This window comes from Serratia sp. B501 (assembly GCF_051172315.1).
Taxonomy (GTDB): domain Bacteria; phylum Pseudomonadota; class Gammaproteobacteria; order Enterobacterales; family Enterobacteriaceae; genus Serratia; species Serratia ureilytica.
Genome location: NZ_JBPIZB010000004.1, coordinates 137970 through 160026, shown reverse-complemented (window position 1 = coordinate 160026; position 22057 = coordinate 137970). Strand labels below are relative to the sequence as shown.

General features: G+C 62.2%; 17 protein-coding genes and 1 riboswitch. Of the genes, 5 read left to right on the top strand and 12 right to left on the bottom strand.

Annotation, left to right across the window (positions count from 1 at the left end; translation table 11 throughout):
- Positions 1 to 42: 42 nt before the first annotated feature.
- Entirely contained in the window at positions 43 to 2403 is a 2361-nt protein-coding gene (gene lptD, locus ACSBQV_RS14305; protein ID WP_021505352.1) for an LPS assembly protein LptD, read from the bottom strand.
- Between the two features lie 228 nt (positions 2404 to 2631).
- Here lptD and djlA point away from each other — a divergent pair, with 228 nt between their 5' ends.
- Complete coding sequence (gene djlA / locus ACSBQV_RS14300) at positions 2632 to 3453, top strand: co-chaperone DjlA (RefSeq protein WP_025301546.1); 822 nt, start codon at positions 2632 to 2634, stop codon at positions 3451 to 3453.
- A 45-nt stretch (positions 3454 to 3498) separates the two neighbouring features.
- On the opposite strand, the gene rluA is transcribed toward djlA, so the two are convergent.
- The 3 genes from rluA to ACSBQV_RS14285 all read right to left on the bottom strand — a co-directional run bounded on the left by rluA (position 3499) and on the right by ACSBQV_RS14285 (position 9727).
- Positions 3499 to 4149, bottom strand: a complete 651-nt coding sequence (gene rluA, locus ACSBQV_RS14295) for a bifunctional tRNA pseudouridine(32) synthase/23S rRNA pseudouridine(746) synthase RluA (RefSeq protein ID WP_099785583.1) — start codon at positions 4147 to 4149, stop codon at positions 3499 to 3501.
- Positions 4150 to 4206: 57 nt separating this feature from the next.
- Positions 4207 to 7113, bottom strand: a complete 2907-nt coding sequence (gene rapA, locus ACSBQV_RS14290) for an RNA polymerase-associated protein RapA (protein ID WP_047025192.1) — start codon at positions 7111 to 7113, stop codon at positions 4207 to 4209.
- A 247-nt stretch (positions 7114 to 7360) separates the two neighbouring features.
- Entirely contained in the window at positions 7361 to 9727 is a 2367-nt protein-coding gene (locus ACSBQV_RS14285) for a DNA polymerase II (RefSeq protein ID WP_099785579.1), read from the bottom strand.
- Positions 9728 to 9942: 215 nt separating this feature from the next.
- Between ACSBQV_RS14285 and ACSBQV_RS14280 the strand changes: the two genes are divergently transcribed.
- Positions 9943 to 10713, top strand: coding sequence for a DedA family protein (locus ACSBQV_RS14280; protein ID WP_099785577.1), 771 nt, complete (start codon positions 9943 to 9945; stop codon positions 10711 to 10713).
- Between the two features lie 27 nt (positions 10714 to 10740).
- On the opposite strand, the gene ilvN is transcribed toward ACSBQV_RS14280, so the two are convergent.
- The 7 genes from ilvN to sgrR form a co-directional block, all read right to left on the bottom strand.
- On the bottom strand, positions 10741 to 11034 hold the full coding sequence (gene ilvN, locus ACSBQV_RS14275) for an acetolactate synthase small subunit (protein WP_033641839.1): 294 nt from the start codon (positions 11032 to 11034) through the stop codon (positions 10741 to 10743).
- A gap of 3 nt (positions 11035 to 11037) precedes the next feature.
- Complete coding sequence (ilvB, locus tag ACSBQV_RS14270; protein ID WP_033641840.1) at positions 11038 to 12732, bottom strand: acetolactate synthase large subunit; 1695 nt, start codon at positions 12730 to 12732, stop codon at positions 11038 to 11040.
- A gap of 111 nt (positions 12733 to 12843) precedes the next feature.
- Positions 12844 to 12957: an ilvB operon leader peptide IvbL gene (gene ivbL, locus ACSBQV_RS14265; RefSeq protein ID WP_154747116.1), complete on the bottom strand. Its 114-nt coding sequence runs from the start codon at positions 12955 to 12957 to the stop codon at positions 12844 to 12846.
- 88 nt (positions 12958 to 13045) lie between these two features.
- On the bottom strand, positions 13046 to 13750 hold the full coding sequence (thiQ, locus tag ACSBQV_RS14260) for a thiamine ABC transporter ATP-binding protein ThiQ (RefSeq protein ID WP_046688226.1): 705 nt from the start codon (positions 13748 to 13750) through the stop codon (positions 13046 to 13048).
- Positions 13737 to 15344, bottom strand: coding sequence for a thiamine/thiamine pyrophosphate ABC transporter permease ThiP (thiP, locus tag ACSBQV_RS14255; protein WP_099785573.1), 1608 nt, complete (start codon positions 15342 to 15344; stop codon positions 13737 to 13739). The genes thiQ and thiP overlap by 14 nt, the downstream gene beginning before the upstream one ends.
- On the bottom strand, positions 15320 to 16306 hold the full coding sequence (gene thiB / locus ACSBQV_RS14250; protein ID WP_099785571.1) for a thiamine ABC transporter substrate binding subunit: 987 nt from the start codon (positions 16304 to 16306) through the stop codon (positions 15320 to 15322). The genes thiP and thiB overlap by 25 nt, the downstream gene beginning before the upstream one ends.
- A gap of 57 nt (positions 16307 to 16363) precedes the next feature.
- Positions 16364 to 16482: riboswitch (TPP riboswitch) on the bottom strand.
- Positions 16483 to 16519: 37 nt separating this feature from the next.
- Positions 16520 to 18181 carry an HTH-type transcriptional regulator SgrR gene (sgrR, locus tag ACSBQV_RS14245; RefSeq protein WP_033641844.1) on the bottom strand — a complete coding sequence of 554 codons (1662 nt, stop codon included), beginning with the start codon at positions 18179 to 18181 and terminating at the stop codon, positions 16520 to 16522.
- A gap of 90 nt (positions 18182 to 18271) precedes the next feature.
- On the opposite strand from sgrR, the gene sgrT reads away from it, so the two are divergent.
- The 3 genes from sgrT to ACSBQV_RS14230 all read left to right on the top strand — a co-directional run bounded on the left by sgrT (position 18272) and on the right by ACSBQV_RS14230 (position 21415).
- A complete protein-coding gene (sgrT, locus tag ACSBQV_RS14240; RefSeq protein ID WP_071883530.1) occupies positions 18272 to 18445 on the top strand; it encodes a glucose uptake inhibitor SgrT in 174 nt (57 codons plus the stop codon).
- Between the two features lie 156 nt (positions 18446 to 18601).
- Positions 18602 to 19798, top strand: coding sequence for an MFS transporter (locus ACSBQV_RS14235; protein WP_099785569.1), 1197 nt, complete (start codon positions 18602 to 18604; stop codon positions 19796 to 19798).
- Positions 19799 to 19942: 144 nt separating this feature from the next.
- Positions 19943 to 21415 carry a DASS family sodium-coupled anion symporter gene (locus ACSBQV_RS14230; RefSeq protein ID WP_033651677.1) on the top strand — a complete coding sequence of 491 codons (1473 nt, stop codon included), beginning with the start codon at positions 19943 to 19945 and terminating at the stop codon, positions 21413 to 21415.
- Positions 21416 to 21452: 37 nt separating this feature from the next.
- Here the strand turns inward: ACSBQV_RS14230 and leuD are convergent, their stop codons facing one another.
- Complete coding sequence (gene leuD, locus ACSBQV_RS14225; protein ID WP_025159634.1) at positions 21453 to 22055, bottom strand: 3-isopropylmalate dehydratase small subunit; 603 nt, start codon at positions 22053 to 22055, stop codon at positions 21453 to 21455.
- Positions 22056 to 22057 lie beyond the last annotated feature (2 nt).

Sequence of the window (22057 nt, the reverse complement as noted above, 5' to 3'; positions counted from 1 at the left end):
AAATGCGGGTGAAAGTTCTCGTTTTCAAAGTGTTGCAAAGCGTCAGAATGCGCGCTGATACGGCAGAATGCCGGAGCGCAGCATTTCTGCGGAGCCGAGACTATGATCGCTGCTCAGGCCGCGCAGTTCGACGTTGAACGAAACTCTGTTGTCGTAAACGCTGGTATTGTTGCTGTTGTTCCAGTCGGTGATCTTGCGCTCATAGCCCAGCGTCACCGCCCAGCAGCAGGTGTTGTACTTCAGCCCCACCAGCTGATCGGCGGATTGTTTGGCGCGGGTGTCGTAGTAGTACGCCCCGACCACCGCCCAACGATCGGCGATCGGCCAACTGCCGGTGATGCCCACCTGCGAGATGCCGTCCTGGAAGGCCGGAACCGTTTTGGTGTTCAACGCCGTCTGGATATATTCCGGGGTGGCGTAACGGTAGTTCAGCTGCACTACGCGCTCGGCATCCTGGCGGTATTCCACCACGCCGTTGCCCAGCGAGACGCTGTTCAGGCGGGTGTCATACTGCAGGCCGCCGCGCAGGCCCCAACGATCGTCGATTTTCCAATAGGTATCGCCGGCCCAGGCCACGCTGCCGGTATCGTCGTTGTTGTCGTACCCGGTTACCCGATCGCCGGTGCGCGAACGGCTGAAGTAGTAGATTTGACCCACGGAAGCGTTAAAACGTTCAACCAGCGCGTCATCATAAATGCGCGTGGTCAAACCGGTAGACACGCGGTTCTGCGAAGCGATGCGATCCAGGCCGCTGTAGGTGCGATCGCGGAACAGGCCGGAGTAGTCGGTCTGCAGCAGCGTGGTGTCGTAGGTGTAGATGTTGCTCTGGTCGCGGTACGGCACGTACAGGTACTGCACGCGCGGCTCCAGCGTCTGGGTGGCGCCTTCGGCCCAGATCATCGGCCGCTCGAACACCAGCTTGCCGTCGACTTTGAACTGCGGCAGTACGCGGTTGACCGAATCATCGAGCTCCGGCGCGGCAGCGTTTTTGCGGCTCTGGTAGTTGGCGGCGAAACCGTCAGGAATATCCTGCTGGTAATGGGTCGCCATCACCTTGGCTTCGGTGTTCAGGCTGGCCCAGCCGTTGGTGAGCGGCAGACTCAGCGTCGGTTCCATATGCAAACGGGTGGCGTCCGGGCTGTATGGGTTGACGCTGGTGAACTTGGCCGCCTGGCCGTAGATATGGAAATCGAACGGACCGAGGTCGTTCTTGTAGTAGTTCAGATCCAGCTGCGGCTGGACTTTATACGAGTCCGACTGTGAGCGATCGGTATCGTCGTAAATCTGGAACTGCTTGGAGCTCAGCGTGGCGTTCCAGTTCTCGTTGGCGTAGCCGAGGCTGAATTTCTGCGTGGCGTAGCCGTCGGTGGTGGAGCCGTATTTGGAGTCCAGATCGGTGAAGTACTTGGAATCGCTGACCTTGGTGTAATCGACGTTGAAGCGCCACACTTGATCCATAACGCCGTTGTGGTTCCAGTAGAACAACCAGCGTTTGTTGTCGTCATGATCTTTGCCGTATTCCTTGTCGTCCGGCAGCCAGTCGAACTCCATCAGGCCGAGGCCCGGCTGCACCAGATAACGGAACTCGGTCTGCCACTGCAGGCCGCGCTTGGACATATAGTGCGGGGTAATGGTGGCGTCGTAGTTCGGCGCGATGTTCCAGTAGTACGGCAACATGAACTCGAAGCCGTTGTTGCTGCCGTACTTGGCGTTCGGGATCAGGAAGCCGGAACGGCGCTTGTCGCCGACCGGCAGCTGCAGGTACGGGCTGTAGAACACCGGCACGCCACCGATGCGGAAGCGGGCGTTCCATATTTCCGCCACCTGCTCTTCGCGATCGTGGATCACTTCGGAACCGACCACGCTCCAGCTGTCATCGCCCGGCAGACAGGAGGTAAAGGTGCCGTTTTCCAGGATGGTGTAACGGTTGGCGCCGCGCATTTTCATCTTGTCGGCGTCGCCGCGCCCCTGACGGCCTACCATCTGGTAGTCGCCTTCATAGACGTCGGTATCTTTGGTATTCAGGTTAGACCAGGCCTTCGGGCCTTTCAGTTTGATCTGATTGTCGCTGTAGTGCACGTCGCCGGTGGCGGTGACGGTACGCACCGGTTCCGTCTGGCCGGGGTTTTGCGTCTGATTCAGCTCAACTTCTTTGGCGGTCAGGGTGCTGTTGCCCTGCTCGATATGCACGTTGCCGCTGAACAGGGCGCTTTTCGGGTAGTCGGCGCGCGAGTCATCGGCATTGATGGTCACCGGCTGGCTGTTCGGATCGCCGCTGACCAAAGGCTTGTCGTAAACAGGAACGCCAAGCATGCATTGCTCGGCCAGATCAGCCAGCGCATGCTGACTGTAGAGTGCCGTCCAAATCATCGTGGCCAGCAGTGTTGGGAAACTTTTTTTCATACGCGGTTTTGGTGTTCCGTCATCAGAGGCGTCGTGTCCGGCAAACGGTCAGAGACTATATTACTCATCTGCGTTGCGCTAGTGCTAAATCCAGCCGTTTACTTGCGTCGTCGTTAGGCGCAAAGATAAATGACAGGTATGATAATCCAAATTCTAGGAAAAATCGCCTGCGCCCTTTCCTGAAACGGAGGAGAGCGGGCGGCTTTCGGCATGATAATTGAGGAGTATATGCAGTATTGGGGAAAACTGCTCGGCGTCATCGTCGCCATCTGGTCTGGCGCGGGATTCTGGGGTGTAGTTCTGGGGCTGATTATCGGTCATATGATCGATACGGCGCGCAGCAACAAGCGCAGCCGGGGGTTTTTCACCGACCAGCAAACGCGGCAAACGCTGTTTTTCCGCACCACTTTTCAGGTTATGGGCCACCTGACCAAATCCAAAGGACGCGTCACCGAGGCGGATATCCAGATCGCCAGCCTGTTCATGGATCGCCTGCAGCTGCACGGCGAAGCCCGCACTGCGGCGCAGCAGGCGTTCCGCGAGGGCAAACAGAGCCAGTTCCCGCTGCGTGAGACGCTGCAGCAGTTCCGCAGCATCTGTTTCGGCCGCTTCGATCTGATTCGGATGTTTCTGGAAATTCAGATTCAGGCGGCGTTCGCCGACGGCTCGCTGCACCCGAACGAACGTCAGGTGCTGTATGTCATCGCCGAAGAGCTGGGCATTTCGCGCGCGCAGTTCGATCAGTTCCTCAGCATGATGGAGGGCGGGCGTCAGTTCGGCGGCGGTCAGCAGGGCGGGTATTCGCAGGGCGGTTATCAGCAGGCTCAGCGCGGCCCGACGCTCGACGATGCGTGCAAGGTGCTCGGCGTGCGCAGCAGCGACGATGCCGCCACCATCAAACGCGCCTACCGCAAGCTGATGAGCGAACATCATCCGGATAAGCTGGTGGCGAAAGGCTTACCGCCGGAGATGATGGAAATGGCCAAGCAGAAAGCGCAGGAGATCCAGGCGGCGTACGACCTGATCAAACGCGAGAAAGGTTTTAAATAAGCGATGAAAGCGGGCCCGGCATGCCGGGCCCGTTTAATATGTGGTTCAGAAATCCGGCTCGGCGCGAAAGTGCATCGGCGTCTGGAAGGCGGGGTGGGTGATGCGCAGCTCTTGCGCATGCAGCTGCAGCCGCGGCGCCATCGCTTTGGCTTCCGGCGGGGCGTAGAAACCGTCGCCGAGGATCGGGTGTCCCAGCGCCAGCATGTGCACCCGCAGCTGGTGCGAGCGGCCGGTGATCGGCGTCAGCTTCACGCGGGTGCTGCCGTCGGCGTCGCGCGACAGCACCAGATATTCCGTCTGCGCCGCTTTGCCGGTTTCAAAACACACCTTTTGCAGCGGCCGGTTCGGCCAGTCGCAGATCAGCGGCAAGTCCACCAATCCTTCGTCATGCGCCATATGCCCCCAAACGCGGGCGATATAGGATTTCTTCGGTTCGCGTTCGCGAAACTGACGCTTCAGCTCACGCTCGGCGGCCTTGTTGAGCGCCACCACGATCACCCCGCTGGTGGCCATATCCAGCCGGTGCACCGATTCGGCGGCCGGATGATCGGCCTGAATGCGGGTCATCAGGCTGTCTTTGTTTTCCGGCGCGCGGCCGGGCACCGACAGCAAGCCGCTGGGCTTGTTGACCACCATGATGTGTTCATCCTGATACAGGATGTGCAGCGGGTCCTGCGGGGGATTATAGGGTTCCATCTTGGCTCCGCGAAAAGGGCCGAACGGGGAGACGGTGGTCTCCCCGCGTCGCGCCGGTTACTGGTGGGTGACCACCACCAGACGAATGGCGTCGAGACGCCAGCCGGCTTCATTGAGGTTGGCCAGCACCTGACGGCGGTTGAACTCCAGCGTCTCGACTTCGTCGTCGCGGATGTTCGGGTTGACCGCCTTCAGCGCTTCCAGACGCGCCAGCTCGGCGCTCAGCTTGTCGTCCGCCTCTTGCTTCGCCTGTTCGATAAGCGTGCGTGCCTGCGCTTCCACCAGGCTTTCCGCCTGCTGCAGCATGGCGTGCACGTCTTGCTGCACGGCGTTGACCAGTTTGCTGGAGGTGTGGCGGTTGACCGCGTTCAACTGGCGGTTGAAGCTTTCGAACTCGACCTGCGCCGCCAGGTTGGTGCCCTTGCGGTCCATCAGCATGCGGATCGGCGTCGGCGGCAGGAAGCGGGTCAGCTGCAGGTGCTTCGGCGCCTGGGCTTCCACCACGTACACCAGCTCAACCAGCAAGGTGCCGACCGGCAACGCTTTGTTTTTCAACAGGGACACCGCACAGCTGCCGGTATCGCCGGACAGGATAAGATCCAGGCCGTTGCGGATGATCGGGTGTTCCCAACTGACGAACTGCGCGTCTTCGCGCGACAGCGCCTGATCGCGATCGAAGGTGACGGTGCAGCCGTCCTGCGGCAGGCCCGGGAAGTCCGGCACCAGCATATGGTCGGACGGCGTGAGCACGATCAGGTTGTCGCTGCGATCTTCCTGATTGATGCCGACGATGTCGAACAGGTTGAGCGCGAAGCCCACCAGGTTGACGTCGTTATCTTGCTCGGCGATGGCGGCGGCCAGCGCCTGGGCTTTGTCGCCGCCGTTGGAGTGCATCTCCAGCAGACGGTCGCGGCCTTGTTCCAGCTGCGCTTTCAACTGGTCATGCTGCTGGCGGCAGGCGTGGATGAATTCGTCCAGGCCCTCCTGCTCGGTCGGCGCGGCCAGATAGCCGATCAACTGCTCGTAGCAGCTGTCGTAGATGGTGCGGCCGGTCGGGCAGGTGTGTTCGAAGGCGTCGAGCCCTTCGTGGAACCAGCGGCCCAGCACCGCCTGTGCGGTGTGCTCCAGGTAAGGCACCATGATTTGGATATCGTGCATCTGGCCGATACGGTCCAGACGGCCGATGCGCTGTTCCAGCAGATCCGGATTGAACGGCAGATCGAACATCACCAGTTGGCTGGCGAACTGGAAGTTGCGGCCTTCGGAACCGATCTCGGAACACAGCAGCACCTGCGCGCCTTCCTCTTCGGAGGCGAAGTAGGCGGCGGCGCGGTCGCGCTCGATGATCGACAGCCCTTCGTGGAACACCGCGGCGCGGATCGCTTCACGCTCGCGCAGCACCTGCTCCAGCTGCAGCGCGGTGTCGGCCTTGGCGCAGATCACCAGCACTTTTTCGTTGCGGTTGGCCAGCAGGTAGTCCAACAGCCACTCGACGCGCGGGTCGAAGTTCCACCAGGTGGCGTTTTCGCCTTCGAATTCCTGGTAGATCTGCTCCGGGTACAGCATATCGCGCGCGCGCGCTTCGACGGATTTCTTGGCGCCCATGATGCCGGACACTTTGATCGCGGTCTGATACTGGGTTGGCAACGGCAGCTTGATCTGGTGCAGGTTGCGGTGCGGGAAGCCCTTCACGCCGTTGCGGGTGTTGCGGAACAGCACGCGGCTGGTGCCGTGGCGATCCATCAGCATGGCCACCAGCTCCTGGCGCGCCTGTTCGGCGTTGTCGCCTTCGCTGTTGGCCGCTTTGAGCAGCGGTTCGATGTCCTGCTCGTCGATCAGCTCGCCCAGCAGGTTCAGCTTGTCGTCGGCCAGGCGTTCACCGCTCAGCAGCAGGGTGACGGCGTCGGCAACCGGACGGTATTTCTGCTGTTCGGCGACGAACTCGCCGTAGTCGTGGAAACGGTTCGGATCGAGCAGGCGCAGGCGCGCAAAGTGGCTCTGTTGGCCCAGCTGTTCCGGGGTGGCGGTCAGCAGCAGCACGCCGGGGATATGCTCGGCCAGCTGTTCGATCACCTGATATTCGCGGCTCGGCGCTTCTTCACTCCAGGCCAGGTGGTGCGCTTCATCGACCACCAGCAGATCCCACTGGGCGTCCGCCAGCTCTTCCAGGCGCTGCTTGTTGCGGCGCACGAAGTCCAGCGAGCAGATCACCAGCTGTTCGGTCTCGAACGGGTTGCTGCTGTCGAGCTTGGCTTCGGCGTAGCGGCTGTCGTCGAACAGCGAGAAGTAGAGGTTGAAGCGGCGCATCATCTCCACCAGCCACTGGTGCTGCAGCGTTTCCGGCACCACGATCAGCACGCGCTCGGCGCGGCCCGCCAGCAGTTGCTGGTGGATGATCATGCCGGCTTCGATGGTTTTGCCGAGGCCGACTTCGTCCGCCAACAGAACGCGCGGCGCATGGCGCTGGCCGACTTCATGAGCGATGTGCAGCTGGTGCGGGATCAGGCTGGCGCGCATGCCGCGCAGGCCGGCGAACGGCAGGCGATACTGCTCGCTCTGGTATTTGCGGGCGCGAAAACGCAGCGCGAAACGGTCCATGCGGTCGATTTGGCCGGCGAACAGGCGATCCTGCGGCTTGCTGAAGGTCAGTTTGCTGTCCAGCAGCACTTCGCGCATCGCCACGCCGCTTTCCTGGGTGTCCAGGCGGGTGCCGATATAGGTCAACAGACCGTTTTCCTCTTTCACCTCTTCCACCTGCAGCTGCCATCCCTCGTGGCTGCTGACGGTATCGCCCGGGTTGAACATCACGCGGGTGATCGGCGAATCGTTTCTGGCATAGAGGCGGTTTTCACCGGTGGCGGGGAAAAGCAGGGTAATCATGCGCGCATCCAGCGCCACGACGGTGCCCAGTCCTAATTCGCTTTCCGTGTCGCTGATCCAGCGTTGACCAAGAGTAAAAGGCATATATTGTCGGCTCGATTCTTTGTAAGTAAGTCTTGTTACCGGGCGGGAAGGGCCGCGGCACCTGTACTGAACATCGGTTAATCCCGGTTTGTTTTAAATTTGACGGGCAATAGCCGTTCACGCCATGCAGACGTCGCGAGACGGCAGGGCTAAGCGTGGTTCAGTTTTGGGAAGGGCGCTATGGTAATGGAAGGCGGCGCGTTCGTCACCTGCAAAACCGGATGATTTTTCTTAACCTGGCGCAATCTCAAAACAGCCCCATCTGCCCGGTGACCAGCGTGGTGAAGTCGTCGTGCAAGAAAGGGAGTATAGCGTCTGCCACCGGTTGCAGCTGACGTTCGAGGTAGTGCTGATAATCGATGGGCGAATGGCGGGTTTCCAGCGGTTCCGGCCCGGCGACGGTCATCACGTAGCTGATCCAGCCGCCGTTCTGATACTGCAGCGGCCGCCCCTGACTGCGGTTGTAGTCGTCGGCGATGCGCGCGGCGCGGGCGTGCGGCGGCACGTTGCGCTGATAGTCGTCGAGCTTTCTGCGCAGCCGTTTGCGGTACACCAATTGATCGTCGAAGTCGCCGTTCAGGGTTTTGCCGACGTAGTCGCGCACATAGTCCTGGTAGGGCTGTTGTTTGAAGATGCGCTGATAGAGCTGCTGCTGGAACTGCTGCGCCAGCGGCGTCCAGTCGGTGCGCACCGTTTCCAGGCCTTTGTACACCATCTCTTCCTGGCCGTCGGCGCGCGCGATCAGGCCGGCGTAGCGTTTCTTGCTGCCCTGCTCGGCGCCGCGAATGGTCGGCATCAGGAAGCGGGAATAGTGGGTTTCGAACTCCAGCTCCAGCGCGTTCTCCAGCCCGAACTGCTGCTGCAGATGCTGCTGCCACCAGGCGTTGACCCGTTGCACCAGCGCCCGGCCGATCTGCGCCGCCTGTTGCTCGTCATGCGGCTGTTTCAGCCAGACGAAGGTGGAGTCGGTGTCGCCGTAAATCACCTGATAGCCTTCGGCTTCGATCAGCTCGCGGGTTTGGCGCATGATCTCGTGGCCGCGCAGGGTGATCGACGACGCCAGCCGCGGATCGAAGAAGCGGCAGCCGCTCGATCCCAGCACGCCATACAGCGCGTTCATGATGATCTTCAGCGCCTGTGACAGGGGCTTGTTGTGCTGGCGTTTTGCGGCCTCGCGCCCTTGCCAGATCTGCTCGACGATCGCCGGCAGGCAGTGTTTGCTGCGCGAGAAGCGGGCGTTGCGAAAGCCGGGCACCGAGTTGGCGTCGTTTGGGTGGCGCATGCCTTCCACCAACCCGACCGGATCGATCAAGAAGGTGCGGATGATCGACGGGTACAGACTTTTATAGTCCAGCACCAGCACCGAGTCGTACAGGCCGGGCCGGGAATCCATCACAAAGCCGCCGGGGCTGTGTTCCTCCGGCTGTTCGCCGAGGTTGGGGGCGACAAAGCCCAGGCGATGCATGCGCGGCATATAGAGGTGGCTGAAGGCCGCCACCGATCCGCCGCTGCGATCGGCCGCCAGCCCGGTGACGGTGGCGCGCTCCAGCAGGAAGTTGAGCAGGTCGGCCTTGGCGAAGATGCGCGTCACCAGCTCGCAGTCTTTCAGGTTGTAGCGGGCCAGCGCCGGCTTGTCTTCGGCGAAGCGCCGGTCGATCTCCGCCATGCGCTGATAAGGATTGTCGATCGCCTTGCCTTCGCCCAGCAGTTCCTGCGAAACGTATTCCAGGCTGAAGGAGGGAAAATTCCAGGTGGCGGATTTCAGCGCCTCGATGCCGTCGATGATCAGGCGGCCGGCGGCGGCGGCGAAAAAGTGATTCTGCTTGAAGCCATGCTCGCGCCACTCCAGCAGGTTGCCGCCGCGCCCCAGCCGCAGCGGGATTTGGTAGCGCTCGGCGTGCTTTTGCAGCACCCGCAGATCGAACTGCACCAGGTTCCAGCCGATGATGGCGTCGGGATCGTGACGTTCCAGCCACGCGTTCAGCCGTTCCAGCAGTTGGGGGCGGCTGGCGCAGTATTCCAGATCGAAATCCAGCGGCTCATCACCGCCGTTGGCCGGCCCCAGCATGTAGACCTGCCGCTGGCCGCAGCCTTCCAGCGCGATGGAGTAAAGCTCGCCGTGGGCGGTGGTTTCGATATCCAGCGACACCAGTTTTAGCGTTGGGCGATAGTCCGGCGCCGGCTTCATTTGGCCGCTGAGCAACGGCCCATTGCCGTCGCCCTGGCCGTTGAACCATACCGGCGCGGTGATGAAGCGTTCCATCAGGTAGCGCTCGGGCGGGCGAATATCGGCCTCGTAGACCGCAACGCCGCCTTCCCGCAGCAGTTTTTCCAGCTTGATGAGCTGACGGTGCTGGCGGCAGTACAGCCCCAGCATCGGGCGGTGATGAAAATCCGTCAGCGCCAGCGGTTTCAGTTCGACTTGCCGCTCTTCTCGCAGCAGCAGTTCCGCGCGCTGCCTTTGTTCGGCGGGGATAAACGCCACCGAGGTTTGCGGCGGCAGACGCAGCTGGCGCGGGCCCGCGTCGGTCGCCAGCCAAAAATCGACCTCGGTGCCGGCGGGCGTGTCGCGCCAGTGGCGAGTGAGCAGGAACCCCTGTTGCAGTGCTGTCATAACCCCTTCGTTTTCCGCCGGGCGGCGTGTGCGACGTTCAGCGTGATGTCGGTTTTGGCGCTAATATAGATAAATTACAGTATGGGTTTTTATACAGTGATTGTCCATCGTCGTGCGGCGTTGCCAAATACGCATACAATTCATCGATTGACTCGCCAGCGGCGGCGCTGGAAAATCCTCCGCCCCGTTTGGCCCGAATAATCCGCAGAGGTGTAATGGAAGCCTATTTACAAGATTTGATCACCCAGTCACTGGCTTTCACTCTGATGGTCGTTCTGCTGGTCGCTTTTCTGGAGTCGTTGGCGCTGGTGGGGCTGTTGTTGCCTGGCACGGTGATGATGGCCAGCATCGGCGCGCTGATCGGCAGCGGCAAGGTGGATTTTTACTACGCCTGGGCGGCGGGCATCGTCGGCTGCCTGCTCGGCGATTGGATCTCCTATTTCGTCGGTCGCGCCTTTAAGGGGCCTTTGCACCGCTGGTCGTTCCTGAAGAAGAACAAAGCGCTGCTCGACAAAACCGAACATGCCTTGCACCAGCACAGCATGGCGACCATTTTGATCGGTCGCTTCGTTGGCCCGACGCGCCCGCTGGTGCCGATGGTGGCCGGCATGCTCGATTTGCCGCCGTACAAGTTTGCGTTGCCGAACATCATCGGTTGCCTGACCTGGCCGCCGGTCTATTTCTTCCCCGGCATTCTGGCGGGGGTGGCGATCGATATCCCCGCCGACGCCAACAGCGCGACGTTCAAGTGGCTGTTGCTCGCGGCGGCGCTGCTGGTCTGGCTGGCGGTGTGGCTGAGCTGGCGCTGGTGGCGCGAGGGCAAGCGCAGCGCCGATCGGCTGAGCCGTTGGCTGACGCCGCTGCGGCTGCGCGTGGTGTGCGGATTGAGTTGGCTGGCGGCGTTGGCGGTCGGCTATTTGCTGAGCCAACAGCCGCTGATGCCGGTGTACCGGCATCTGTTGTGGCAGGTGCTGTCCGGGCAATGATTGCGGGGGCATTAGCCCCCGTTCGCCTTACTGGAAGAACGCTTCCAGCTGTTCAAATACCCGCACGTCTTCGCTGTGGCGCTTCACCCGCAGCACGTCTTCCAGCTTTTCCACCTGGCTTATCATTTGTTCCAGCCGCTGATCGTCGGCGACCAATAGCCAAATGCGGCTCTGTTGGCCGTCTTTCAACGGCAGACACAGAATGCCTTCGACGTTGAACGCGCGGCGGGCGAACAGCCCGCAAACGTGCGACATCACGCCGGGATGGTTGCGCACCGCCAGCTCCAGGATCACCTGTGGTTTATCTTGTGGTTGCAGCATGGCTTATTCTCCAATCATGTCGATGTTGGCGGCGCCCGGCGGCACCATCGGGAACACTTTTTCATTGATATCGATCAGCGCGTGGATCAGGCAGGGCCCCGGGCGTTGGATCGCCTCAGCCAGCGCTGCCTGCGGATCTTCCGCGGCGTTCAGATCGCAGGTATCCAGCCCGAATCCGGCGGCGATTTTCAGGAAGTCGGTACGCTTCGGATAGGCGGCGGCGAAGATGCGCTGTTGGTAGAACAGGGTTTGCTGCTGGTGCACCAGCCCCAGCGCCTGGTTGTTCATCAAAATGATTTTCACGTCCAGATCGTGCTCGACTGCGGTGGCCATTTCCTGAATGTTCATCATCAGGCTGCCGTCGCCGGAGAAGCACAGCACTTTACGTTCGGGCTCCGCCAACGCCGCGCCGATCGCCGCCGGCAGACCGAAGCCCATGGTGCCCAGGCCGCCCGACGTCAGCCACTGGCGCGGCCGGCTCAGCGGATAGGCCTGCGCTACCCACATCTGATGCTGACCCACGTCGGTGGTGATGATGGCGCTGTCGTCCACGCAGCGCGCGGCGGCCAGCACCAGGCCGTAATGGCTCAGCGGATCGTCGGCGTTCGGCATGTTGAACGGGAATTCGCGTTTCAGGTCATTGACGGTGTTCAGCCATGCGCTGCGCGGCTGCGTGTCGATCTGCGGCAGCAGCTGTTGCAGCACCTGGCCGACGTCGGCATGGATCGCCACGTTGGCCTGTTTGACCTTGCCCAGCTCGGCGCGGTCGATATCTACGTGGATGATGGCGGCGTTAGGGCAGAACTGCTCGGTTTTACCGATTGCCCGATCGTCGAAGCGCGCGCCCAGCACGATCAGCAGATCGGCCTCCTGCAGGATGAAGTTGGTGCTGCGCGCGGCGTGCATGCCCAGCATGCCCAGCGACAGCGGGTGTTCCACCGGCATCGCGCCCAGCGCCATCAGCGTCATGGTGGTGGGCAGACCGGCGCGCTCGGCCAGCTCCAGCGCCTGCCGGTGAGCGTCGGCGCAGATGATGCCGCCGCCCAGGTAGAGGATGGGGCGTTTCGCCTGATTGATCATCGCGGCGGCCTGCGAAACCAGCGCCGGATCGAAGCTCGGGGCGGCGTCCGGCACGGCGATCGGCGGCAACTCTTCCAGGGTGATGGTGGCGGTCTGCACGTCTTTCGGCACATCGATCCAGACCGGGCCGGGACGGCCGGACTCGGCGATGCGGAACGCGTCGCCAATCACCTGCGGCAGCTCGCGGATATCGCGCACCAGATGGTTGTGCTTGGTGATCGGGATGGAAATGCCGTAGGTGTCCACTTCCTGGAAGGCGTCGGTGCCGATCATCGAGGAAGGCACCTGCCCGGTGATGCACACCAGCGGAATGGAGTCGAGCTTGGCGTCGGCGATGGCGGTGACCAGGTTGGTGGCGCCCGGCCCGCTGGAGGCGATGCATACCGCCGCTTTGCCGTTGGCGCGCGCCATGCCTTGCGCCATAAAGCCCGCGCCCTGTTCGTGGCGCGCCAGCACGTGGTGAATGCGGGTGCTTTGGCTCAGCGCGTCATACAGCGGCAGCGCGGCGCCGCCGGGAATGCCGGCGACGGTGGTGATGCCCTGACGCTCCAGCAGATGAACGATCAATTGTGCGCCGGTGAAACTGGTGCCCGGTTGAGGCGTGCCCGAAGTTGCCATGTTCCTGTCCTTTCTCAAGGCCGGTGAGCTTTTCTGGGCAGGGTGCTAAAACAAGAAACCCCGCCCGGTTTGCGCCGGCGGGGTTTTGGAATCGATGCGTTGATTCGGACCCTACGGCGCATTGCCGACGACCACCACCACACGCACGACGACCACCGCGGCTGGTAGCGCGGTAACTAGTAGGGTCGAAGTCAGCGAGGATGCGATCACAGGGAACCTTATCATCAGTAAAAAAAGTCAGGTTTTTATAAAAACACAGGCGCAAAATTCGCACAACAGGTTTATTGGCGCAGCATAAAAAACGCGCGTCAGATCACGCTTTACCCGAAATGCCCAGCACGCGCGCTTCGGGGGCGCTGCCGTCCAGCAGGGCCTGCGTCGGGCCGTCGTAGTAGATGCGGCCGTCGACCACCAGCAGCGTGCGCGGCGCGATGCGCGCGGCGTCGTCGAGGTTGTGCGACACCATCAGCAGCGTCAGGTCGCGCTGTTCGCACACCGTCTGCAGCAGTTGCAGCATCTCGTTGCGCAGCGCCGGATCGAGCGCCGAGAAGGGTTCGTCGAGCAGCAGGATCGGCCGCCGGCGAATCAAACAGCGCGCCAACGCGGCGCGCTGACGCTGACCGCCGGAAAGCTGCGCCGGCAGGCGATCCAGGTGTTCTTCCAGGCCGACCTGACGGGCGATGTGTTCTCGCTGTTGACGCTGCTGCGCAGTCAAGCGCAGACCGGGATCCAACCCCAACCCGATGTTCTGCGCCACCGTCAGGTGCGCGAACAGGTTGTTTTCCTGAAACAGCATCGACACCGGCCGTTTGGCCGGCGGCGTGGCGGTGTGGTCTTCGCCGTTCAGCAGCAGCCGGCCGCTGGCCGCCGGCAGAAAACCGGCGATCAGGCTCAGCAGGGTGCTTTTACCGGCGCCGCTGGGGCCGAGCACCGCGACGCGCTCGCCCGGCTGGATGCGCAGATCAAAGCGCATCGGCAGGTGTTCATACAGATAGGTCAGTTTTTCAAGCGTCAGCATGGCGGCCCGGTAAGCGTTCAATCAGGGTAAACAGCAGGAAGCACAGCAGCAGCAACAGCAGCGCGGTCACCGCCCCGTCCTGGCTGCGGTAGGCGCCAATCTGCTGATACAGGTAAAAAGGCAGGGTACGGAAATGCTCGTTGCCAAACAAGGCGACCACGCCGAAATCGCCGATCGACAGCACGCAGGCGAAGGCCAGCGCCTGCGCCAGCGGGCGGCGCAGGGCGCGCAGTTCAATCAGCCGCAGCCGTCGCCAGCCGCGGATATCCAGCGACAGGCACAGCGGGTTGTAACGTTCGGCGAGGTCGCGCATCGGGTTCTCCAATACCTTCAGCGCATAGGGCACCGCCATCAGCGCATTGGTGAGGATCACCAGCGCATAGGGCGACTGCGGCAACCCGATCGTATCGTTCAGCAGCAGGAAGAACCCGGTGGCCAGCACGATGCCCGGCATCGCCAGGATCACCATGCCGCTCAGCTCCAGCGCTTGGCCGCCGCGCAGCTGCTGCCGCAGTTTCAGCTCGCGGCTGCTCCACAGCAGCATCATCGTGAGCGCCACGCACAGCGCTCCGGCACCAAGGGCGATGCGCAGCGACGTGAACAGCGCCTGCCACAGCACCGGCTGGCGCAGCACGCTGACGATAGCCTGATTGGCGCCGTCGGCGATCACCGCCAGCAGAGGCGGCAGCAGCAGCAACAGCGCGGCGGCGATCAGCAGAAAATCGCTGATGCGCCGCCACAGGCTGTCTTCCGGGTTGCGCCAGCGCTGGGCGTGGGTATGCCCTACCGGCAATGCCTGGCTCAGGCGTTGGCTGATCAGCACCAGCCCCAGACAACAGCCCAGTTGGATCAGAGCCAGCAGGGCGGCGCGGCCCAGATCGTAGTCGTAACTCAGCGCCTGGTAGATCGCCAGCTCGATGGTGGTGGCCTGCGGCCCGCCGCCCAGTGACAGCACGGTGGCGAAGCTGGCGAAGCACAGCATGAAGATCAGCGCGCCGCTCGGCAGGATTTGGCGGCGCAGCGCCGGCCATTCGACGAAGCGGAACTGCTGCCAGCCGTTCATGCCCAGCTGGGCGGCCAGCTGGCGCTGTTCCATCGGAATATTCTCCAGCGCCTGCAGCAACAGGCGGGTAGCCAGCGGCAGGTTAAAGAACAGGTGCGCCAGCAGAATGCCCTGCAGCCCGTAGGGCGAGAAATCATACTCGACGCCCAGCCAGCCGCACAGCGTCGCCAGCCAGCCCTGGCGCCCATAGACGCTGAGCAGGCCGAACACCGCCACCAGCACCGGCAGCACCAGCGTCATGGCGCACAGCCGCAGCAGCAGCTGCCGGCCGGGGAAACGACGCCGGTAGAGCGCGCGCGCCAGCAGAATGGCGGGCAGCACCGAAATCAGCGCCGACAGCAGCGCCTGCAGGAAAGTGAAGCGCACCACGTGCCACAGGTAGCTGTCCTGCCACAGGCCGCGCCAGTCGCTGTCCGGCGCGTGACGCCACAGCGAGCCCATCGCCAGCGCGGCGACCAGCAGGATCATGCCGGCGGCCAGCAGCCCCGGCCAGAGCCCGCGGGGGATCAGCGGCTGACGGCGGTTTGCCATGCCCGGATCCAGCCGCCGCGTTGTGTGGCCACCTCTTCGGCGCTGTATTGCAGCGCGCTATGCGGCACGTTCATCTGTTCAAAGCCGACGGGCAGCGGTGTGTTGATCACCGGGTACATCCAGTTGCCGGTCGGGATGGTGTTCTGGAACGCCGGCGTCACCATGAACTGCATGAAACGCTCCGCCAGCTCAGGCTGTTTGGCGGCCTTCAGTTTGCCGGCCACTTCCACCTGCAGGTAGTGGCCTTCGCTGAACGTGGCGGCGGCGTAGCGGTCTTTTTTCTCGGCGATCAGATGATAGGCGGGGGAGGTGGTGTAGCTGAGCACCAGATCGCCTTCGCCTTTCAGGAACAGGCCGTAGGCTTCGCTCCAGCCTTTGGTGACGGTCACGGTCTTTTTCGCCAGCTGCTGCCAGGCGGCCGGCGCCTTGTCGCCATACACTTTTTGCATCCACAGCAGCAGGCCGAGGCCCGGCGTGCTGGTGCGCGGATCTTCGTAGATCACCTTCCAGTCACGATCGCTGCTGACCAGCTCCTGCAGGCTTTTCGGCGGGTTCTTCAGTTTTTCCTTGTCGTAGACGAAGGCGAAGTACCCGTAGTCGTAAGGCACGAAGGTCGCGTCCTGCCAGCCGCCCGGCACCGTCAGTTTGGCGGTGTCCACGCCGCTCGGCGCGAACAGGCCGGTTTGCTGCGCCGCCTGCAGCAGGTTGTTGTCCAGCCCCAGCACCACGTCGGCGGCGCTGTTCTTGCCTTCCATACGCAGGCGGTTCAGCAGTGAGACGCCGTCTTCCAGCGCCACGAACTTCAACTCACAGTCGCACTCGGCTTCGAAGGCTTTTTTCACCGCCGGGCCTGGGCCCCAGTCGGCGGCGAAGGAATCGTAGGTGTAAACCGTCAGCGTCGGCTTGGCGAACACCGGTGCGGCGCACAGCAGCAATAAGCAGGGCAGATATTTTTTGACCACGTTGCACTCCTGAAAAATAAGGGGGCAAGGGCATCTGAGGGGGCGAGGCGGCGTCGCCGGTTCGCTGGGCTCAAATCCCTCCGCCGGTATTGACCGGATCAGGTTCGACGGGTGTGCTCTCAGCGGAAAATCGGGCTTATCACGCGGCCCGACTCTCCGCACCCCGTTGAGACGGCGCTATTGTAAAGATTAACCGACTTGGGCGAAAGGCGCTTATGCCTCCGGCGGGGCAAACCAGGCGGATTTGAAGTCGAACCAGCCGAGGGTGTTCATTCGCACGCCGCGCATGCTGCGCTGGCCGTGCAACTGCAGCCAGTGGTGGAACAGCGGATGCAGTTGGTGATTGCTGACCAGGCGCTGGCAGAACTCCGCCAGCGGCAGACGGTTGGCGCGCCACAGCGCCGCATCCTGCGCCAGGTCCTCGCTCATGCAATGCTGCATCAGCGGCAGCTCGTACAGCGTGGCGAACAGCGAAAACTCCAGCGGCAGATAGAAGTTGGCGCTGCCGAGCCACAGATCGCTGCGCGCGTCGCCCTGGTGCCAGGTCGCGTAATCCACGCTTTGCACGATCAGGCGGATGCCGTGCTGCGCCAGCAGCGGCTCGATCGCCTGGCGGATGGCGTGGAACTCCGAATGCTCATTGAAGTGGGTCAGCGTCAGTTCGGTCAGCCCCGCCGGTTTGGGCTGCTGCGCCAGCGCGCGGTTGTGGTGCCAGCGCGGCAGCAGGCCGTACGCCGGCGACCAATAGCGCTGGTAGAGCGGCCCGGCGTGGCTCAGCAGCGAAATGGGGTTGATCAATTCGCACAGCCAGCTGCGCATGGCGGGATCGGCCGCCAAGGGAGAGCGCTGATCGAACAGCAGGAAGTAGCAGCCTTCTTCCAGCCGGCTTTCCAGCTCGCTGTTGCCGGTTTCATCGCCCTGCAGCTGTACGCCGGAGTGCACCAGTTCTTCGGAGAACTCCGGCAGCACCCAGATGTTGACCTCATCGATCAGCGCCCGGTAGCCGAAATAGTCGTCGAAGGCGTGGATCTTCATCTGGCTGGGAAGGTTGCGCACCACGCGGTAGGGGCCGGTGCCGATCGGATGGCGGGTGAAGTCCGGCAGATCGCGCCATTCGCGCGGCAGGATCATGGCGTGCACGCTGCCCAGCAGCCAGGGCAGCCAGTGGTCGGGGCTGCGCAGATGCACGTCGACAACGAACGGCGTCGGCGAGGTGACGCTTTCGATATGCGAGAACAGCGGTTGTGAGGTCAGACGCGAAAGCGAGCTGATGACGTCCGCCATCTCCAGCTCGCGGCCATGATGAAAATGGATCGCCGGGCGCAGGTAAAATCGCCAGTGCAGCGGCGTCAGCGCCTGCCAATGGTGGGACAGATCGGATTCGAGTTCCCCGTTTTCCTCATTTATGCGCGTCAGGCCGTTGAAGATCTGACGCGCCAAATGGGTCTCGGAACGCCGCAGCGCCGAGCCGGGCAGCAGGTTGTACAACTGCCGATAGTAGAGCACCCGCAGGATATGTTTCCCCTGACGGAAGCTGCGGCCCAGCTGCGACAGCAGCATTTGGCGCACCACGTTTTTGTCGCCCACCAGTTGCACCAACTGATCGATGCGATCCTGCTCCAGCAGCTCCTCGGCCCGCTGTTGCTGCAGCGCCAGGCCGGTGTAATGGAAGGTTAGCCGGGAACGCTTGCCGCGTCCCGACTCCGCCTGCCAGGTGAGCCAGCCCTCCCGCTGCATGGCGCTCAGCAGGGAGCGCACGTGGCGCCGCGAGCAGCTCAGCGCCTCCGCCAGCGCCTGCAGCGTGGTGTCGGTGGTTTCACCGTGGCAGCGCTGCCACAGACGGATGAACTGCTGCTGCAATCTGGACGTGGACATAAAAGAGGAACACTCCTGTCTCAACTCGTCAATTTTTCTTTCCCTATATTACGCCGATAATTTTCATCAATGAAAGGGGAGGGCGTAATCATGAAAGCTTTCTTATCCAAATCGTTCTATCAGCGCTATTTCAGCGCGGTGCGTCGGCAGCACGCCGACTGGCTGAGCGTGGTGCCCGAGCAGGCGCGGCTGGCGATATTGGCGCACCTGACGCAATGGGATATCAAAGAGATGAGCGACAAGCAGTATCGCGAGCACCTGTAAGGCGCTGCGGCATAAAAGTTTCTGAGTAATGGTGCTGTTTCACCAGCCAGTGGGTCGCCCCACTGGTTTTTTTATTTGCGGTTAGGGCGATGGACTTGCATTTTCCTCGCCGTGACCTAAGGTTTTTGCTTCTGCTTTGGGATCAGGGAAGAGGATATGGAACGCCTGAGACGGTTATCACTGCGCATCAACCCCATCTTTGCCGCCTTCCTGCTGATCGCTTTTCTCTCCGGCATCGCCGGCGCGTTGCTGACGCCGACGCTCAGCCTGTTTCTGACCACCGAAGTTAAGGTGCGGCCGCTGTGGGTCGGGTTGTTTTACACCGCCAACGCGGTGGCCGGCATCGTCGTCAGCTTCCTGCTGGCCAAACGTTCCGACACCCGTGGCGATCGGCGCAGGCTGATCCTGCTGTGCTGCCTGATGGCGGTCGGCAACTGCCTGCTGTTCGCTTTCAACCGCGACTACCTGACGCTGATCACCGCCGGGGTGTTGATGTCTGCCGTTGCCAACACCGCCATGCCGCAGATCTTCGCGCTGGCGCGGGAATACGCCGACAGCGAGGCGCGTGAAGTGGTGATGTTCAGTTCGGTGATGCGCGCCCAGCTTTCGCTGGCGTGGGTGATAGGCCCGCCGCTGTCGTTTGCGCTGGCGCTGAATTACGGCTTTACCGTGATGTTCCTGATCGCCGCCGCCACCTTCGCTATCTGCGTGCTGCTGGTCGGGTTCATGCTGCCTTCGGTGCCGCGCGCGGCGGACGGCAACGGGCTGCAGGACGGCGCTTCTGCGCCGATTGCGCCCGCCAGCGCCTGGCGCAATCGCGACGTGCGTCTGCTGTTCATCGCCTCGATGCTGATGTGGACCTGCAACACCATGTATATCATCGACATGCCGCTGTATATTACCGCCGATCTCGGCCTGCCTGAAGGGCTGGCCGGGGTGCTGATGGGCACCGCCGCCGGGCTGGAGATCCCGGCGATGCTGCTGGCCGGTTACTACGTCAAACGTTTCGGCAAGCGCAACATGATGCTGCTGGCGGTGGCTGCGGGCGCGCTGTTTTACCTCGGGCTGACGGTGCTGGCGACCAAGCCGACCCTGATCGCGTTGCAGCTGCTCAACGCGGTGTTTATCGGCATCGTCGCCGGTATCGGCATGCTCTATTTTCAAGATTTGATGCCGGGCCGACCGGGCGCCGCCACCACGCTGTTCACCAACAGCATCTCGACCGGGGTGATCCTGGCCGGGGTGTTGCAGGGCGCGCTGGTGGAGAACCTCGGTCATGGCTCGGTGTATTGGATGGCGGCGCTGCTGGCGCTGGCGGCGCTCTGGATGAGCGCCAAAGTGCGTGAAGTGTGAGGCCAAACGACGGCATTCTTGATGCAAGTCATTGAGAAGGCTGAAGCGGACGCCCAAGCTGAAGGCATATGGAGCGCGATCGTTGCGTCCACGCCCGTCTCGCTATTGAGATGCCGCCTTGTTGTTTAGAACAGTGGGAACGTTATGGATAAACTCACACCGCTCAAACCGCTTCCTTCCCTGTGCGCCCTTGCCGCCACGCTGATCATCTGGTTCCTCATTCCCGTGCCGGAGGGCGTTGCGCCCAACGCCTGGCAGCTGCTGGCGCTGTTTATCGGCACCATCATCGCCATCATCGGCAAGGCGATGCCGATCGGCGCAGTCTCGGTGATTGCCATCGCCCTGGTGGCGGTGACCGGCGTCACCAATCCCGGCAAGCCGGGCGCCGCGCTGGACGACGCGCTCAGCGGTTTTTCCAACCAGCTGATCTGGCTGATCGGCTTTTCTATCATGATCTCCCTCAGCCTGAACAAAACCGGGCTGGGCGCGCGCATCGGTTACTACTTTATCTCGCTGTTCGGTAAAAAAACGCTCGGCATCGCCTACGCATTGACGTTGGCGGAAACCACCCTGGCGCCGGTGACGCCGAGCAACACCGCGCGCGGCGGCGGCATCATTCACCCGATCATGAAATCGATCGCCGACAGCTTTGGTTCCAAACCCGAGCTCAATACCTCCGGCAAGATCGGCCGCTATCTGTCGCTGGTGAACTACAACATTAACCCGGTCACCTCGGCGATGTTTATCACCGCCACGGCGCCTAACCCGCTGATTGTCAGCCTGATCGCCAAAGGCACCCACGGCAGCTTCGAACTGTCCTGGTCGATGTGGGCGATCGCCGCCCTGGTGCCGGGGCTGTGTTCGCTGATCGTGATGCCGCTGGTCATTTATCTGCTGTACCCGCCGGAGGTGAAAAGCACCCCGGACGCGCCGCGTTTCGCCTGCGAAAAGCTGCAGGCGCTGGGGCCGGTGACGCTGCCGGAGAAAATTACTCTCGGGGTGTTCGCGCTGCTGTTGGTGCTGTGGGCCGGCATTCCGGCGATGATTTTCGGCCCGGCGCTGGCGGTCAATCCTACCACCGCGGCGCTGATCGGCCTGGCGGTGCTGCTGGCTACCGGGGTGTTGAGCTGGGAGGATGTGCTGAAGCATAAAGGGGCCTGGGATACCGTCGTGTGGTTCTCGGCGCTGGTGATGATGGCCAGTTTCCTCGGCAAGCTGGGGCTGATCGGCTGGCTGTCGCAGACCGTCGGCAACGGCATCGACCATATGGGCATGAGCTGGGTGGGCGGCACGATCTTGCTGACCATCATTTATCTGTATTCTCACTATTTCTTCGCCAGCACCACCGCACACGTAACGGCGATGTTCGCCGCCTTCTTCGCTGCCGGCATCGCGCTCGGCGCGCCGCCGGCGCTGCTGGGCCTGATCCTGGCGTTCTCTTCTTCGCTGATGATGTCGCTGACGCATTACGGTACCGGCACCGCGCCGATCATCTTTGGCTCCGGCTATGTGACGTTGGGGGAGTGGTGGAAAGCGGGGTTGGTGATGAGCGTGGTTAACTTGCTGATCTGGATAGTGATCGGTGGCGCATGGTGGAAGCTGCTGGGCTACTGGTGAGGAAAAAATTCACCCGCCGGACGGCGGGTGAAGGGGATTAATTCAGAAACGCCGGTTGCTGCGCTTCGTAGCGGGAGATGTCCGCTTCATGCTGCAGCGTCAGGCCGATGCTGTCCAGCCCGTTGATCATGCAGTGGCGGCGGAAGCTGTCTATTTCGAACGGATAGCTTTTGCCACCGGCGTTGACCGTCTGGTTCTCCAGATCCACCACGAACTCCGTACCCTCGTTGGCGTCAACCAGTTTGAACAGCTCATCCACCTGCTGCTCGCTCAGCGTGACCGGCAACAGCTGGTTGTTAAACGAGTTGCCGTAGAAGATATCGGCGAAGCTCGGCGCGATCACCACTTTGAAACCGTAGTCGGTCAGCGCCCAAGGGGCGTGTTCGCGCGAGGAGCCGCAGCCGAAGTTCTCCCGCGCCAACAGGATGCTGGCGCCTTTATAGCGCGGTTTGTTCAGCACGAACTCCGGGTTGGGTTGCTGGCCGGCATCGTCGAGGAAGCGCCAGTCGTTGAACAGGTGCTGGCCGAAACCGGTCCGGGTCACCTTCTGTAAGAACTGTTTGGGAATAATGGCGTCGGTGTCGACGTTGGCCGCATCCAAAGGCACCACTAAGCCGGTATGTTGAGTAAATTTAGCCACGT

Coding starts and splice junctions, on each gene's coding strand:
- djlA (WP_025301546.1), top strand. CDS start 2,632: ATGCAGTATTGGGGAAAACTGCTCGGCGTCATCGTCGCCATCTGGTCT.
- sgrT (WP_071883530.1), top strand. CDS start 18,272: ATGAAAGCTTTCTTATCCAAATCGTTCTATCAGCGCTATTTCAGCGCG.
- rapA (WP_047025192.1), bottom strand. CDS start 7,113: ATGCCTTTTACTCTTGGTCAACGCTGGATCAGCGACACGGAAAGCGAA.
- ACSBQV_RS14230 (WP_033651677.1), top strand. CDS start 19,943: ATGGATAAACTCACACCGCTCAAACCGCTTCCTTCCCTGTGCGCCCTT.
- ACSBQV_RS14285 (WP_099785579.1), bottom strand. CDS start 9,727: ATGACAGCACTGCAACAGGGGTTCCTGCTCACTCGCCACTGGCGCGAC.
- thiP (WP_099785573.1), bottom strand. CDS start 15,344: ATGGCAAACCGCCGTCAGCCGCTGATCCCCCGCGGGCTCTGGCCGGGG.
- ilvN (WP_033641839.1), bottom strand. CDS start 11,034: ATGCTGCAACCACAAGATAAACCACAGGTGATCCTGGAGCTGGCGGTG.
- rluA (WP_099785583.1), bottom strand. CDS start 4,149: ATGGAACCCTATAATCCCCCGCAGGACCCGCTGCACATCCTGTATCAG.
- sgrR (WP_033641844.1), bottom strand. CDS start 18,181: ATGTCCACGTCCAGATTGCAGCAGCAGTTCATCCGTCTGTGGCAGCGC.
- ivbL (WP_154747116.1), bottom strand. CDS start 12,957: ATGATAAGGTTCCCTGTGATCGCATCCTCGCTGACTTCGACCCTACTA.
- lptD (WP_021505352.1), bottom strand. CDS start 2,403: ATGAAAAAAAGTTTCCCAACACTGCTGGCCACGATGATTTGGACGGCA.
- ACSBQV_RS14235 (WP_099785569.1), top strand. CDS start 18,602: ATGGAACGCCTGAGACGGTTATCACTGCGCATCAACCCCATCTTTGCC.
- ilvB (WP_033641840.1), bottom strand. CDS start 12,732: ATGGCAACTTCGGGCACGCCTCAACCGGGCACCAGTTTCACCGGCGCA.
- thiQ (WP_046688226.1), bottom strand. CDS start 13,750: ATGCTGACGCTTGAAAAACTGACCTATCTGTATGAACACCTGCCGATG.
- ACSBQV_RS14280 (WP_099785577.1), top strand. CDS start 9,943: ATGGAAGCCTATTTACAAGATTTGATCACCCAGTCACTGGCTTTCACT.